Annotated in this window: 14 protein-coding genes; all 14 read right to left on the bottom strand. The window is 60.7% G+C overall.

What is annotated here, in order from left to right; translation table 11 throughout:
• Positions 1-173 precede the first annotated feature (173 nt).
• The 14 genes from AB0N65_RS04900 to AB0N65_RS04835 all read right to left on the bottom strand — a co-directional run bounded on the left by AB0N65_RS04900 (position 174) and on the right by AB0N65_RS04835 (position 13,587).
• The gene (locus tag AB0N65_RS04900) at positions 174-2,690 is read right to left on the bottom strand and encodes a DUF2156 domain-containing protein (protein ID WP_364158468.1); all 2,517 of its coding nucleotides are present in this window, start codon (positions 2,688-2,690) and stop codon (positions 174-176) included.
• A complete protein-coding gene (locus tag AB0N65_RS04895) occupies positions 2,672-3,970 on the bottom strand; it encodes an alpha/beta hydrolase-fold protein (protein WP_364158465.1) in 1,299 nt (432 codons plus the stop codon). The genes AB0N65_RS04900 and AB0N65_RS04895 overlap by 19 nt, the downstream gene beginning before the upstream one ends.
• Positions 3,971-3,975: 5 nt before the next feature.
• Positions 3,976-4,407 carry a DUF2550 domain-containing protein gene (locus tag AB0N65_RS04890; protein WP_364158462.1) on the bottom strand — a complete coding sequence of 144 codons (432 nt, stop codon included), beginning with the start codon at positions 4,405-4,407 and terminating at the stop codon, positions 3,976-3,978.
• Between the two features lie 10 nt (positions 4,408-4,417).
• Positions 4,418-4,702: a F0F1 ATP synthase subunit epsilon gene (locus AB0N65_RS04885; RefSeq protein ID WP_364158459.1), complete on the bottom strand. Its 285-nt coding sequence runs from the start codon at positions 4,700-4,702 to the stop codon at positions 4,418-4,420.
• A 1-nt stretch (position 4,703) separates the two neighbouring features.
• Positions 4,704-6,155 (bottom strand): F0F1 ATP synthase subunit beta, encoded by a 1,452-nt coding sequence (gene atpD / locus AB0N65_RS04880; RefSeq protein WP_364158456.1) that lies wholly within the window; start codon positions 6,153-6,155, stop codon positions 4,704-4,706.
• 84 nt (positions 6,156-6,239) lie between these two features.
• A complete protein-coding gene (locus AB0N65_RS04875; RefSeq protein ID WP_364158453.1) occupies positions 6,240-7,130 on the bottom strand; it encodes a F0F1 ATP synthase subunit gamma in 891 nt (296 codons plus the stop codon).
• A gap of 76 nt (positions 7,131-7,206) precedes the next feature.
• Entirely contained in the window at positions 7,207-8,844 is a 1,638-nt protein-coding gene (gene atpA / locus AB0N65_RS04870) for a F0F1 ATP synthase subunit alpha (protein ID WP_364158858.1), read from the bottom strand.
• An 83-nt stretch (positions 8,845-8,927) separates the two neighbouring features.
• Positions 8,928-9,755: a F0F1 ATP synthase subunit delta gene (locus AB0N65_RS04865; RefSeq protein ID WP_364158450.1), complete on the bottom strand. Its 828-nt coding sequence runs from the start codon at positions 9,753-9,755 to the stop codon at positions 8,928-8,930.
• Complete coding sequence (locus tag AB0N65_RS04860; protein WP_364158447.1) at positions 9,755-10,309, bottom strand: F0F1 ATP synthase subunit B; 555 nt, start codon at positions 10,307-10,309, stop codon at positions 9,755-9,757. Before AB0N65_RS04860 ends, AB0N65_RS04865 begins: the two co-directional genes overlap by 1 nt.
• Positions 10,310-10,359: 50 nt before the next feature.
• Entirely contained in the window at positions 10,360-10,578 is a 219-nt protein-coding gene (gene atpE / locus AB0N65_RS04855; protein WP_011775261.1) for an ATP synthase F0 subunit C, read from the bottom strand.
• Between the two features lie 80 nt (positions 10,579-10,658).
• The gene (atpB, locus tag AB0N65_RS04850) at positions 10,659-11,459 is read right to left on the bottom strand and encodes a F0F1 ATP synthase subunit A (RefSeq protein ID WP_364158444.1); all 801 of its coding nucleotides are present in this window, start codon (positions 11,457-11,459) and stop codon (positions 10,659-10,661) included.
• Positions 11,460-11,540: 81 nt separating this feature from the next.
• On the bottom strand, positions 11,541-11,876 hold the full coding sequence (locus AB0N65_RS04845) for a hypothetical protein (protein ID WP_364158441.1): 336 nt from the start codon (positions 11,874-11,876) through the stop codon (positions 11,541-11,543).
• The gene (locus AB0N65_RS04840; protein ID WP_364158438.1) at positions 11,863-12,354 is read right to left on the bottom strand and encodes a hypothetical protein; all 492 of its coding nucleotides are present in this window, start codon (positions 12,352-12,354) and stop codon (positions 11,863-11,865) included. The genes AB0N65_RS04845 and AB0N65_RS04840 overlap by 14 nt, the downstream gene beginning before the upstream one ends.
• Positions 12,355-12,474: 120 nt before the next feature.
• Positions 12,475-13,587: an MraY family glycosyltransferase gene (locus AB0N65_RS04835; RefSeq protein WP_364158435.1), complete on the bottom strand. Its 1,113-nt coding sequence runs from the start codon at positions 13,585-13,587 to the stop codon at positions 12,475-12,477.
• Between the last annotated feature and the right edge of the window lie 278 nt (positions 13,588-13,865).

Here is a 13,865-nt window from a genome sequence, read left to right as displayed (position 1 = left end):
TTGAGCCACTGATCCTGCGCATAGCAGTTTCAACAAACACATTGGCCCCGGCTTTAGTGCCGGGGCCAACGTGTTTTAACGGCCAATGGTCCATAAATGTCTGATATGTCAACAAGGTCTGTTACAAACCATGAAGAAATGCCAAAAGGCTCTCTGCAATAAGCGTTGATAATTCAACCAACCAAGGTCCGAAGGAGCCTTGCGGAATGTCTTACCGACAATCCCGGAAGGTAGGCCCGGCTGAGCGCGCGACCCATTGCAGGCAGATGCAAGGGGTCTTGGTAATACATGTACAGCGTCCGGTAGTCGGGCTTGAACCGTGACTTAAACGACGCGAGCGACCTGAAACCATAAACAGGCTCCAGCGCCTGCCCGACGACGTCCAAAATTCCCGCCAGGCCCTCTGCCCGCCGGTCTATCTCGTCCTGTTCCCTGGCCAAGGGCGATCCCGACAACGAGATCACTTCGACGGTCTCCCTGAGATGAAGGATCGCGGAGGCGATCAGGAACTCCATCACACCGGGAAAGGCGTCACCCCGTCTCCTCATGAAATCCAAGGTCCAACTCACGATGCGGCCATCGCGGTAGACAGGCAGCCAACTCGTCACGCCATAGACAAAACCCCGGGCGTCGGCGGCCACGCAGCACAGTACGTCGGGGTCCTCAAGCTCATCCAAGCCACCCAGCGTGAAGCCCATTTCCGGTACGCGCTTGTTCGCGGCCCATTCCTCGGAGACCTCGCCCACCTGGGTGCGCAAAGCATGAGGGAGTTCTGCATAGGGTCCCCACACTGCGGTAATGCCCATCTTGGCGGCGCGGTTCAGGGACGTCCGTACGTTCTGCCACTCCTTGCCGCGGAACTCCAGGCCCCGGACGTTCAGTCGGGTCTCCTGGGCGACCGCAACCCGTCGGAAGCCGCGGGACTGGAGCATGGGCCACAACTCGTCCGTGCATGAGTAAAGGCACGGTATCAGGGCATGCTGCGAGCAATACTCCAGGAAGTCCTTTGCCGTTTCGACATGGTGTTCGCGCGCACCAAAAGGCCCAGCCAGCGTCAAGGCAACATGACCGTGCTGTTGAAAGGCGACTCCCCCGGTGCCCTGCCGGTTGAACCAGAATTTGTTCGGTTCCCAGAGCGCCATCCAGGACAACGAATCCCCGCCGGCCTTAACCAATTCCCTGGCCCGGTCCCGTGAGTGACGGTCGAGTCCCCCCGCATGGTGTCCGCGAAGAAGGAGAATCCAGACGCCGAGGAGGGCCACCAGCCAAAACACTGTTCCCGAGTAGGAGAAGAGGAAGGCCTCCGTGGCGTCGCGTTCGGCGAACACCTTCCGGTAGACGCCTGGCAAGGGTACCGGCAGGTACTGCCTGGCGAGTTCGGCACCCAAACCCAACAGCCCGCCGTCGCGCGTCATTCCTCCCGCGGCCAACCACACAGAGGTATAGGCCAGCGCAAGCAGCCCGCCCGTCAGCCCGACCAACCAGAAGACGCGGCGCCGTAGACGGGCAGAAGACTCCACCCGGAAGTGCCCCCGGTACGCGAACAGCAGCACCGCGAGGGCAAGGGGAACCAACACCAGGGGTATGAGATGCGCAACCGGGGAATTCAGCATACCGACAGGGGGACGCCCCTGCGGCAAGGGCATCCCGGCGAAAAGGCCCAGGTACACCGCCGACAACCCGACCACCACCAATTGGACCGCAATCGCAATGCCCAGGGCCAAGCGCCTGCCACGCCGCATTCCATCGGCACAAATAAGCAGCAACACCACAGGGACCACAGCCAAGGCCAAGCCAAGGGGACCTGTGTAGCCTTGGCGGCCAATATCCAGGCAAGCCACATCCACCGTTCCCCCGCAACTCTCTTCCAACTGGCTCAACGTAGGCAGTGGGTTGAGGATAACGTCACGTAAAAGGGCGAGCGGTCCGGAGGGACTCTTGGCAGCCGCAGTGAGGATGGGACCGACCGCAAAGATCGCCATGGTCAGGGACAGCAGGTTCCGCACTTCACGGCCGGTGGAGCGGTGCAAGTGAAGGTGTCCCTGGCTGCTTTGCATCCACCAGCCGGCGGCCAGGCCCAGCAAGGCACCGAGGAGACCAACAACGGTTTCAGCGTGTCCGACGTACAGCACCAGCAGCAGCGACAACGACAGCGTAACCGTCCGGAGACGCCGTTGCCACAACGTCGGGAGGTAGGCGCTGGCCGCCAGCGCCGTCGCGATCAACGCTCCGTACGGGCCGATCAACCGCTGGTCCACCATTTGCGAAAGCCAGCCGTCACCGGCGTGCAGTGCGACCTGGGTGACCAGGAGAAAGGCCACTACGCACGCGAACTGGCTCCCCAGGAAGATCGCCAGGGTCCGAAGGGAACCGAGTTGACGTTCCGAAAGCCCGAGGAGGAACAACATCATGAGCGCCGAAGTCACGAAGGCCAAGGCATTGGTTGTGAAGAACAACGAAGTCCAGATAGACCACCACTCCCCTGCCTTCAAACCTTCCAACGTCACCCCGGCGACAGGTAGCCACGATTCCGGAGGTCCCGCAAGGAAACTTCCCGAGACGATGCTTATGGCAATAAACAGGACGACGACAAACAGGGTGAGGGGCGTGGCGCGAAGATGCCTCGCCGCATGCCTCAAGGCAGGCTGAACAACACCTTCCAAGGCAAGACTCACTGCGGAAGTCCCCACCGGCCGGCCAGGAAGGACAAGGCGCCTGGCATGCTCCGGACCACAGCGTCCCAGGAGTGGCCGGCATGCGGAATGGAGTGCTCTTCCGTAGTGAAGCCGGCTGACCTTGCTGCATCGGCAAGCACATGCATGTAGTCCGTGAACTCTGTGTCTGTGGCACCAGCCGTCAAATACATGCCGTTGCCTTCGTACGTGCGCTGCTGCATCAGCACCAAAGGAGTCCTTGATTCGAACGCATTGACGTCACCATCGAATGAGTCCGCGATGGTCTTGTTCCGGTCCTTGGCAAGAGCTGGTTCCTGCTCGGCGGCGAAACCCAGAATGGATGAGAACAGTTCGGGGTGGCTGGTTCCCATCTGGACGGCACATGTACCCCCGAACGAGAACCCTCCGACTGCCCATTGTCCAGGGTCATCCGAAACGTCCAGGGTGGCGGTAATCCAGGCAGGAACATCACGGGAAAGATAGGTGTCCGCAGCGGCAATGCGACTGTCCATGCACATGGTGTTGGCACTGCCCGATCCGTTCGGGTCAACCACAACCGTGACAGGAGCCAGACCGTTGTGTGCTTCTGCATATTTGTCCAGCTGGGAACGGAGCTGACCCCCGGTCAACCAGTCGGCGGGACCTCCGGGTTGCCCGGAAAACAGCACCAGGACCGGCAAGTCCGGTCGGGCTGATGTTTGATAAGCCGGCGGCAGGTAGATGTACGCGTCCCGTGCCATGAAGCCGGAGGAGGTGCCGGGGATATTGGCCTTGCGAAGGAGCCCGCCGCGTGGCATGGACTCCGGCGCAGTCCATTGGGATAACGGTACCCCGCGCTTGGTGCCCTGGTTCCGCTGCAGGCCTGCTTCGAGGGGTTGGATGCGGGAAACTGCCGTACCCAGCAGGTCAGCCACCGTGTTGTTGAGCCCAAAGTAGACGTTGACTTGGACCACGCTCAGAAGCACGACGGCCAGCGCGGCCACAACACTGCCCGAGCGACCCCGCCAGCTTGACCGCGGAAAGCGTGCTGCGCACAGTACTATCGCTGCCACAGCAGGTACCGACCAGGCCAACGTCTCGAACGGAAGATTCTCCGAGAAAACAGCCAAAACGTCGATCAGTATCCAGTGTGCCAGAGCTACGATGCCGACTCCGGCAGCCACGGACGCCAAGACTACCAGCGGCCACGAGCGGCTTCGCCGCCACAGCAAACAGGCCGCCCCGGCAACACCGCAAGCGATGCTCAACCAAAGGAACGGCCCATCAACCAGGCTGACGTCCAAAAGAAAATCCATGGCGCCTAACGCCAGGTTCCAACGCCGATGACAGGTCCGGCTTCCAGCCAGGACGACAACCCGGCGTAGGCGTCGAAGTTCATGGCCAGCATGAACTTCCGGCCTTCATACTCGAGCTCCACCACCACGACGCCTGGTTGCACACGGACAAGTTCATCCTCGGTAGGCTGGCGACGGCCCAGGAGCTCCAAGGAGCTGCGCTTAAACCTGTGCTTTGGTATCACGCTCAAGGACATCAAGCGGAACCACTCAAGTTCATTGTCCTGATAACGACAAACCCCCATCTGCCAGCTGTGTCCAGCTGTGCAAATGGAGGCGTCGACCGTGCCCAGGGCGCGCCGCAGATTGAAGCGACGCACCCCGAAAAGGCACAGTGTGAAAATCAGCAACGTAAACGCCGTTGCCAGGGCGATGAACGGAATAAGGGAATCGTCCATCAGGGTGGTGCTATCGGATCCCCGCTGTAGCCGCTTCGCCCAGGTGGGCGTTGTCAGCAACAATGACCACGCGATCGTTGTCGACGGAGAAGAAACCGCCGTCAACTTCTACCGCGATACGGTCGCCGGAAACCGGCTGGATTGCCAGCTCGCCCGCGGCCAGGATGGCCAGGAGGGGCGAGTGGCCCGGCAGGATTCCGATTTCACCATCGCTGGTGCGGGCCTTCACCATCTTGGCCGCACCGGACCACACAAAGTGGTCCGCTGCGACAATCTCAACCTCAAGCTCAGCCATATTACTTGGTCTGTTCCTGGATCTTGGCCCAGTTACGCTCGACGTCATCCAGGCCACCGACGTTGAAGAACGCCTGCTCTGCAATGTGGTCCAGCTCGCCGTCGCAGATCGCCGTGAAGCCTTCAACGGTGTCCTTGATGGACACGGTGGAGCCCTCAACGCCGGTGAACTGCTTGGCGGTGTAGGTGTTCTGGGACAGGAACTGCTGGATGCGACGTGCACGCGACACGACGATCTTGTCCTCTTCGGACAGTTCGTCAACGCCAAGGATGGCAATGATGTCCTGGAGTTCCTTGTTCTTCTGCAGGATCTGCTTCACACGGACAGCCGTGTTGTAGTGATCCTTGCCGATGTACTGGGGGTCCAGGATACGGGAGGTCGACGTCAGCGGGTCAACTGCCGGGTACAGACCACGGGAGGCGATTTCACGGGAAAGTTCCGTGGTCGCGTCGAGGTGTGCGAAGGTGGTTGCCGGTGCCGGGTCGGTGTAGTCGTCAGCAGGCACGTAGATGGCCTGCATGGACGTGATGGAGTGACCCTTGGTGGAGGTGATGCGCTCCTGGAGCAGACCCATCTCGTCGGCAAGGTTCGGCTGGTAACCCACAGCGGACGGCATACGGCCGAGCAGCGTGGAAACCTCGGAACCCGCCTGGGTGAAGCGGAAGATGTTGTCGATGAAGAGCAGCACGTCCTGGTTCTGCACATCGCGGAAGTACTCCGCCATGGTGAGAGCAGAGAGGGCAACACGCAGACGCGTTCCCGGCGGCTCATCCATCTGGCCGAAAACAAGGGCGGTGTCCTTCAGAACGCCGGCCTCTTCCATTTCAACCCAGAGGTCGTTACCTTCACGCGTACGCTCGCCAACACCGGCGAACACCGAAGTACCACCGAAGTTACGGGCAACACGGGTGATCATTTCCTGGATCAGAACGGTCTTGCCAACACCGGCGCCACCGAACAGACCAATCTTTCCACCCTTGATGTAGGGGGTGAGGAGGTCGATGACCTTGATGCCGGTCTCGAGCATCTCGGTGGAGCCCTCGAGGGAGGCAAAGCTCGGAGCCTTGCGGTGGATCGGCCAGTAGGCGTCAGCCTTGATCTGGGACTCTTCGACATCCAGCGGCTTGCCCAGGACGTTGAAGATGTGGCCCTTGACGCCATCGCCAACGGGCACGGAGATCGGGGCACCGGAGTCCTGCACGGTGGTACCGCGAACGAGGCCATCGGTAGCCTGCAGGGAGATGGCGCGGACGAGGTTGTCACCCAGGTGCTGGGAGGTCTCGAACGTGATGGTCTTCGTCTGGCCGTTGAGGGTGACCTCAGTGGTCAGTGCGTTGTAAATCTCGGGGATTGCGTCAGCCGGGAATTCGACGTCGACAACCGGACCAATAACACGGGCAATGCGGCCGGTTGCACCGGCCGTTGCTACGTGTTCGGTAGCAGTGGCAGTCATCTCTCTCACTTCACTCAGTAGATGGCGTGGGGTTAAGTTTATCTGTTTGGTGCAGGTGCGGCTTCGGGCCGAATCCGTTGCCGGCTAGGACGCGAGGGCGTCGGCGCCGGCCACGATCTCGGAAAGCTCCTGCGTAATCTCGGCCTGGCGGGCCGTGTTGCGAAGGCGCGTGTACTTCTTGATCAGTTCCGTAGCGTTGTCACCGGCCGACTTCATGGCGCGCTGACGGGCGGCGAGCTCGGAAGCAGCTGCCTGCAGCATGGCTGCGAAGATACGGGATTCGATGTAACGCGGCAGCAGGGCGTCGAGGACCTGCTCCGTTTCCGGTTCGAACTCGTACAGCGGCAACAGCTCGGACTCCGAAGCTGCTTCCTCTTCGACGACCTCGAGCGGGAGCAAACGGATCACCGTGGGCTCCTGCGTGACCATCGACTTGAAGCGGGTGTAGACAACGTGGATCTCGTCCACGCCTCCCTCTTCATAGCTGGTGGCGAAGTCTTCAAGGAGGGCAGCCCCGACTTCCTGGGCTGTCTCGAATTCCGGAGCATCCGTGCCGCCGGTCCATACACGGGCGTAGTCACGGTTACGGAAATCGAAGTAAGCCTGCGCCTTCCGGCCGACCAGGTACGACTTGACTTCCTTGCCTTCTGCGTGAAGAAGCTCGGTGAGGCCTTCGGCCTGCTTGAGCACACTGGCGGAGTAGGATCCTGCAAGGCCACGGTCCGAAGTAATGATGAGGACGGCGGCGCGGCGGATCTGCTCCGGCTCGGTGGTCAGCGGGTGGTCGATTTCGCTCTGAGTTGCGACAGCAGAAACGGCGCGGGTAATCGCGTTCGCGTAAGGCAGTGAAGCTGCTACGCGGGCGCGGGCCTTACCGATGCGCGAGGTAGCGATCAGTTCCATCGCCTTGAAGATCTTGCGCATCGACGTCGTCGAGCTGATCTTCTGACGGTAGACCCGGATCTGGGCTCCCATACTTATCCTTTCCTAAGTTCCCGATGTACTGCCCTGCCGGGGCCCTTGCGGACCCCGGCAGAGCAGGTCATCGAAACTAGCGCTTCTGCTTGACGATCTTTTCCTGGTCGACGTCGCCGCCCGAGATCGCTTCGTGCTCTTCGTGTCCAGCACCAACCAGTCGGTTGTCGCCTTCGCCGAAGAAGCCCTTCTTGAAGGAAACGATGGCTTCCTTCAGCGCTGCAACGGTGTCGTCATCCAGGACGTTGGTCTGGGCCAGCGTGGTCAGGATGGAGGACTGGTGCTTGAGGTGCTCCAGGAACTCGGATTCGAAACGGTTGATGTCCTCAACCGGAACGTCGTCCAGGTAGCCGTTGGTACCTGCCCAGATGGAAACAACCTGGTTCTCGACCGGGAACGGCGAGTACTGGCCCTGCTTCAGCAGCTCCATCAGGCGTGCGCCACGGGTCAGCTGCTGACGGGAAGCAGCGTCGAGGTCCGATGCGAACATCGCGAAGGCCTGCATATCGCGGTACTGGGCCAGGTCCAGCTTCAAAGTACCGGAGACCTTCTTCATGGACTTGACCTGTGCGGCGCCACCAACACGGGAAACCGACACACCGACGTCAACAGCGGGGCGCTGGTTGGCGTTGAAGAGGTCCGACTGAAGGAAGATCTGGCCATCGGTAATGGAGATCACGTTGGTCGGGATGTAGGCGGAAACGTCGTTTGCCTTGGTTTCAACGATCGGCAGACCGGTCATCGAACCCGCGCCAAGCTCGTCGGAGAGCTTTGCACAACGCTCCAGCAGGCGGGAGTGCAAGTAGAAGACGTCGCCCGGGTAGGCTTCGCGTCCCGGCGGACGACGCAGCAGCAGCGACACGGCGCGGTAGGCTTCGGCCTGCTTGGACAGGTCATCGAAGATCACCAGGACGTGCTTGCCGCCGTACATCCAGTGCTGGCCAATGGCCGAGCCCGCGTACGGTGCGAGGTACTTGAAGCCGGCCGGGTCCGAAGCCGGGGAAGCCACGATGGTGGTGTATTCCAGCGCGCCGTGGTCTTCCAGGGTCTGGCGGACGGCGGCGATGGTGGAAGCCTTCTGGCCGACACCGACGTAGACGCAGCGCACCTGCTTGGAGACATCGCCCGAAGCCCAGTTGGCCTTCTGGTTGATGATGGTGTCCACGGCAATAGCGGTCTTGCCGGTCTGGCGGTCACCAATGATCAGCTGACGCTGGCCACGGCCGATCGGGATCATGGCGTCGATAGCCTTGAGGCCGGTCTGCATCGGCTCGTGAACCGACTTGCGCTCGGTAACGCCAGGAGCCTGGAGTTCCAGTGCGCGCGTGGTCTCTGCCTTGATTTCGCCGAGGTCGTCGATCGGCTGGCCCAGGGGGTCGACAACGCGACCCAGGAAGGCGTCGCCAACCGGAACGGAAAGGATCTCACCGGTGCGGTGAACTTCCTGGCCTTCTTCGATACCGGTGAAGTCACCGAGGATAATGACACCGATCTCGCGGACGTCAAGGTTCTGGGCCAAGCCCAGCGTGCCATCTTCGAAGCGAAGCAGCTCGTTCGCCATGACCGAGGGAAGACCCTCAACACGGGCGATGCCGTCACTTGCGGTGGTCACACGACCAACCTCTACGCGCTCTGCGTTACCGGGTTCGTAGGACGCCGCGAACTCGTTCAACGCATTACGGACGTCGTCGGCGTTGATGGTCAATTCGGCCATCTGCAGTCCCTGCTCTCCTGTTTCGTGATCATCGTTGCTCACGATGACCGGGTTTTATATCAGTTAGTTGTGCTTTGTCTTCGCTAGCCAGCGAGCTGACGGCGGAGCTCGGTCAAGCGGGCGATGACCGAAGCGTCAAGCACTTCGTCGCCTACCTGAACCCGGATTCCACCGATCAAGGCGGGGTCAACGTTGACGTTGACCTTGAGTTCGCGGCCGTACAGGGCATCCAGCCCGGCCTGCAGACGGCTGGCCTGCGTTTCCGTCAACGGACGGGTAACGCTGACAGTTGCAATCCAGCGCTGCTGACGCTTGGCTGCAAGCTTGGCGAACGACTCGACGAGCTTGCTCGGCTTGACACCGCGTGGCTGCGTTACCGCTTGGCCGATGAGAACCTTTGCTTCCTCGCTGATGCCAGGAACAAGCTTCTCGGCCAGTGCAACCTTGGCCGCGGCGGATGCCTGCGGTTCGGACAGAGCACGTTGTACTTCGTGGCTGGAAGCAACGGTCTGGTTGAAAGCAAACAGATCGTTTTCCAGCTCTTCCAGCCCCGTAATACCGGAGGCAGAAACGGCCGACTTGTTTTCAGCTACGGCAATGACAACCGTGGCGGCAAGAGTCTCGAGTGCATCGCCGATATCGCGTGCAGAAGCCCAGCGCGAGCTGGCCAATCCGCCTGCAATCTCAGCAGCATCAGCGGAGACTTTTCCGCCAACCAGCTGCTTGACCAGCGCCGACTTCTCGTCTCCGCTACGGGACGGGTCAGTCAGGGCGCGGCGCAAGCCAGCCGAGCTGTCCACCGTTCCCAGGATTCCGAAGAGGTCCTTAGCCAACTGCAGCGAGGCCAAAGGAAGCTTCGCTTCCAACTCTGCCAGCGCCGTGGTCAGCGATTCGCTCGATATACCTGCCATTACTTAGCTGCACCTGCGTTCTGGGTCTCCAGATCCGCCAGGAAGCGGTCCACAACGCGTGCGGCACGCTCGTCGTCGGTAAGTGCTTCGCCAACGATGCGGCCAGCCAGGGTGGTTGCCAGGGTGCCGACCTCGGAGCGGAGCGAGACAACTGCTGCCTGGCGCTCGGACTCAATGGCAGCGTGTGCCTGCTCGGTGATGCGTGCAGACTCGGCAGCGGCCTTGGCCTTCAGGTCAGCGAGGATCTGGGCGCCTTCGGCGCGTGCTTCCTCGCGGATACGGTTGGCTTCGGCACGGGCATCAGTGAGCTGCTGCTTGTACTCTTCAAGAGCCGCAGAAGCTTCTGCCTGGGCCTGTTCGGCCTTTGCAATGCCACCTTCGATCGCTTCGGCGCGCTCTGCGAAGGTCTTCTCGAACATCGGGACAACAAACTTGACCACGATGTACATGAGGACCGCAAAGCCGACGAGGACGACGCCCATCTCCCAAATGTTGGGCATCAGGGGGCTGACCGATTCGCCTTCAGTGGCGGCTGAGATGATCAGCTGATTCATGTTTCACCCGTCCTATCTACTCGTGCTTGGAATTCGCTTGGTTCTTAGGACTAGGAAAGAACGAAAGCGAAGACGAGGCCGAGGATGGCGAGAGCTTCGGTCAGTGCCAGACCAAGGAACGCGATCGGCTGCAGCACACGCTGAGCTTCCGGCTGACGTGCTACACCGTTGATGTAAGCGGCGAACACGAGACCCACACCGATACCACCGCCGATGGCCGAAAGACCGTAGCCGATGAGGTTGAGGGAGCCGTTGATGGTGCCTTCCATTTTTTCTTCCTTTCAAGATGCCGCCCGTGCGGCAGGTTGTTTGGGTTGCTTCATCCCCGCGAGGGGAAGTGTGTGGGTGCCTAGTGGCTGTCGGCGTGCAGGGCGCCTTCGATGTAGATCGCGGTCAGCAGGGTGAACACGTAAGCCTGCAGGGCCATGATCAAAGCTTCGAGCATGTACATGGCAATGGCGCCGACGAGCACGAGGACCGATGCGCCCTTGAGCAGCACGTTCTCCTGCATGACGAGGAACTCGATGCCGGAGCCGGCGAGCATGACGATCAAGTGGCCGGCCAGCATGGTCGCAAACAAACGGAGGCTGTGCGTGACCGGGCGGACCAGGAAGTTGGAGATGATTTCGATCGGTACGACGATCGGGAGGATGTACCACGGCACGCCGGAAGGAACGGTGGCGAGCTTGAAGTACTTCAGGCCGTTCTTCTTGATGCCGATGGCGATCCAGGTGAAGTACACGATGCCCGCGAGGACGTACGCGCCGCCAACGTGGGAGAAGCTCGGAAGCTGGATCAGCGGGATCGCGCCATAGATGTTGTTCAACAGAATGAAGAAGAACAGGCTGAACAGCAGCGGGACGTACTTGATGAAGTCCTTGCCGCCGATGATGTCCTTGGCGATGCTGTTGCGGACGAAGCCATAGGCCATTTCGCCTGCGAACTGCAGTTTGCCGGGAACCAGCTGCTGCTTACGTGCAGCGAGGATGAAGAATGTAGCGATAATGACGACCGAAAGGATCACCAGCAACATCTGCTTGGAGAAGCCATCGTGCGCACCCCAAGGCAGGATTGCCGGCAGGTGCATTTCGTCGATTCCGGGTGGGGTGAATGACCCCGAATCCTGGGCGGGGAGCGCAAGCGCGATCAACGCGTTTCCTCTCTGCTGTGTCCATCATTGGGCATTGGGTGGAAGGTGGACACGTTCGAGGCGTCCGGTTTCCGTGTGAAATTATTTGGCATTACTGTCCCCGTCCGTGGACGGACCGCTGTCTGCGTTGCTCCCGCCAGCAGAAGAACCTTGCTTGGTGAGGCCGTGCATATGGGAAAGATAGAACCCTCCTGCGGCTCCCAGCAGAGCGCCAAGGAGCACAATCCAGCGGGTCCCCCACAGATTATCCAGACCCCAGCCTATCAAACTCCAGACAATGATCCCGCCAATGATGTAGCTGAAGACGGCAATGCCGGCGTTGTATCCGCCGTCGTTTCCGGGTTCGGCAGAATCGTTGGTGTTGCTTGGCGGGGAAGCATGTCCGGACTGGCCGGAGTTGCGCTTACGCAAGGACATCCGGGCCACCCTTCTGTTCAGCGGGGTCGTTGTAAATCTGCAACCGCGCCTTGCCGAAGCCGTAGATTTCGGCGGCCTGCCAGAAAACCACGGATACGACGGCGCCGATCAGGAACCAGCGGTCGTGGAGCCATTCAGGGGCACCAATCACAAACAGCACTACCGCGAAGCCGACCACTTTGACGAAGTAGGTGGCAACGAAGAGTCCTACTGCTCCGGAGGGATTGTTGCGTCCCACGAAGTGGCCGATCAGGAGGCTGATTGCGAAGAAGAGCATCACCAGCGCGGCGCCGAATACTGCTGAGAGCGCGCCTTCCCCGCCGTTCATGAAGGCCGCGACCAAGCATGTCACTGCAGTGGCCGCCAGCGCAGCAGAGGCGCTGAGTGCAAGAAGGCGAAGCCATAGGGAGGAAGATTGTCCGGAAACTCCAACAACGCGTTTGCCGGACGGGCGTCCGGTGTTGGCGTTGGATGTCATGGGGATACCAATCCTCGTGGCACAGGTGCCATATTCTCAAAGTGGTGTTACGGGCGAGTGACTGTCCGCAGAAGGAATTCTACATGAGATAGAACTGTGACCATAACTGCGCGTCATGAGTTACTCCCCCTGACGCGCCGTGTTCCGCGTGAAGTACGGCCATGCCGTCACGGCGGCCATCACCAGCGCAGCAGCGACGTCGATAATCAGCACGATCTGCCAAGGGAAGACGGCGAAAGCGACGCCGCCAAAGGCCAGGATGCAAGTCCAGACATAGAGCATGACGACGGCGGTGCGGTGCGAGTATCCGAGATCCACCAACTTGTGGTGGAGGTGCCCCCGGTCCGCCGACCACGGTGACTGCCCCCGCGCCGTCCTGCGGACTACCGCCATGCCGAAGTCAAGCAGGGGAAGGGACAGCACGGCGAACGGGAGCAGGATCGGGATGATGGTCGGGATACCGTTGGCGCGATCGTAGAGACCGGAACTGATCTGGCCTGTGGCCACGACACCGGCAGAGGCCATCAGCAGGCCTATCAGCATCGCGCCGGAATCACCCATGAAGATCTTGGCCGGAAACCAGTTGTGCGGCAGGAACCCGATGCACCCGCCAACGAGGATTGCCATCAGGAGTGTCGCCAGGTCCGAATTATCCGTGGAAGGGTTGTTCCGGTGGACCCAGTACGCGGTGAGGAAGAACGCACCGCCGCCAATGGTTGCCACTCCGGCGGCCAAGCCGTCCAAGCCGTCTATGAAGTTGACCGCGTTCATCGTGGTGACGATCAATCCCGCCGTCAGGACGATTTGGACGATTTCCGACTCAAGGAGAACCGGCTCGGGGATGAACGGCACCACGGACATCCGGACTCCCCAGATGGCCACAATGAGCGCTGCTGCCACCTGCCCCAGAAGCTTGATCCACCAACGGATATCGAGGATATCGTCAGCGACTCCCACAGCGACGATGACCACGGCGCCTGCGAGGATCCCCCACGGGGCGTCGTTGTGGCGGAAAATGTCCTTCACGAAAAACGAATTGCCGGCCACCACCAGCGCTACGAAGAAGCCGGTGAAGATGCCAAGGCCACCAAGCTTGGAGATAAGGGCCGAGTGCATGTCCCTGCTGCGGATGGGACGGTAGAGCCGCAGCTTGTTTCCGAGGACGCGTGCACCCCATGTCGCCGCATAGGACACCACGGCAGCCGTGAGCGCCATCAGCAAATACATGATCATGACGCGGCTCCGGAGCGCAGCCCGCTGACCAGGCCCGGAACACGGACCAACCAACGCAGCTGATGCGTCTGTGGATAGTCGTTTAGTTCCGGGCAGCCCAAGGTGTGGAATTCTGTCTGTCGATAAATTGAACTACTCCGTCGCCATGCCTGCACCGGCTGTGCCGAATGATGGTGGGTTTGTGTGGACTCTAGTCACGATACTAATGCCAACGGCCGTGACCGCTCCGTGACACAGCCGTAAGCCGCAGCTTTGATGGACTGCAGAAAAAGGGTATT

Source organism: Paenarthrobacter sp. NPDC089322, from assembly GCF_040684895.1.
In the GTDB taxonomy this organism is placed as follows: domain Bacteria; phylum Actinomycetota; class Actinomycetes; order Actinomycetales; family Micrococcaceae; genus Arthrobacter.
Note: the sequence above shows the minus strand (reverse complement) of the source record. Positions and strands in the feature narration are given on the sequence as shown.

Excerpts from the sequence above, each read along its gene's own strand:
- AB0N65_RS04895 (WP_364158465.1), bottom strand. The coding sequence starts at position 3,970 with ATGGATTTTCTTTTGGACGTCAGCCTGGTTGATGGGCCGTTCCTTTGG.
- AB0N65_RS04890 (WP_364158462.1), bottom strand. The coding sequence starts at position 4,407 with ATGGACGATTCCCTTATTCCGTTCATCGCCCTGGCAACGGCGTTTACG.
- AB0N65_RS04885 (WP_364158459.1), bottom strand. The coding sequence starts at position 4,702 with ATGGCTGAGCTTGAGGTTGAGATTGTCGCAGCGGACCACTTTGTGTGG.
- atpD (WP_364158456.1), bottom strand. The coding sequence starts at position 6,155 with ATGACTGCCACTGCTACCGAACACGTAGCAACGGCCGGTGCAACCGGC.
- AB0N65_RS04875 (WP_364158453.1), bottom strand. The coding sequence starts at position 7,130 with ATGGGAGCCCAGATCCGGGTCTACCGTCAGAAGATCAGCTCGACGACG.
- atpA (WP_364158858.1), bottom strand. The coding sequence starts at position 8,844 with ATGGCCGAATTGACCATCAACGCCGACGACGTCCGTAATGCGTTGAAC.
- AB0N65_RS04865 (WP_364158450.1), bottom strand. The coding sequence starts at position 9,755 with ATGGCAGGTATATCGAGCGAATCGCTGACCACGGCGCTGGCAGAGTTG.
- AB0N65_RS04860 (WP_364158447.1), bottom strand. The coding sequence starts at position 10,309 with ATGAATCAGCTGATCATCTCAGCCGCCACTGAAGGCGAATCGGTCAGC.
- atpE (WP_011775261.1), bottom strand. The coding sequence starts at position 10,578 with ATGGAAGGCACCATCAACGGCTCCCTCAACCTCATCGGCTACGGTCTT.
- AB0N65_RS04845 (WP_364158441.1), bottom strand. The coding sequence starts at position 11,876 with ATGTCCTTGCGTAAGCGCAACTCCGGCCAGTCCGGACATGCTTCCCCG.
- AB0N65_RS04840 (WP_364158438.1), bottom strand. The coding sequence starts at position 12,354 with ATGACATCCAACGCCAACACCGGACGCCCGTCCGGCAAACGCGTTGTT.
- AB0N65_RS04835 (WP_364158435.1), bottom strand. The coding sequence starts at position 13,587 with ATGATCATGTATTTGCTGATGGCGCTCACGGCTGCCGTGGTGTCCTAT.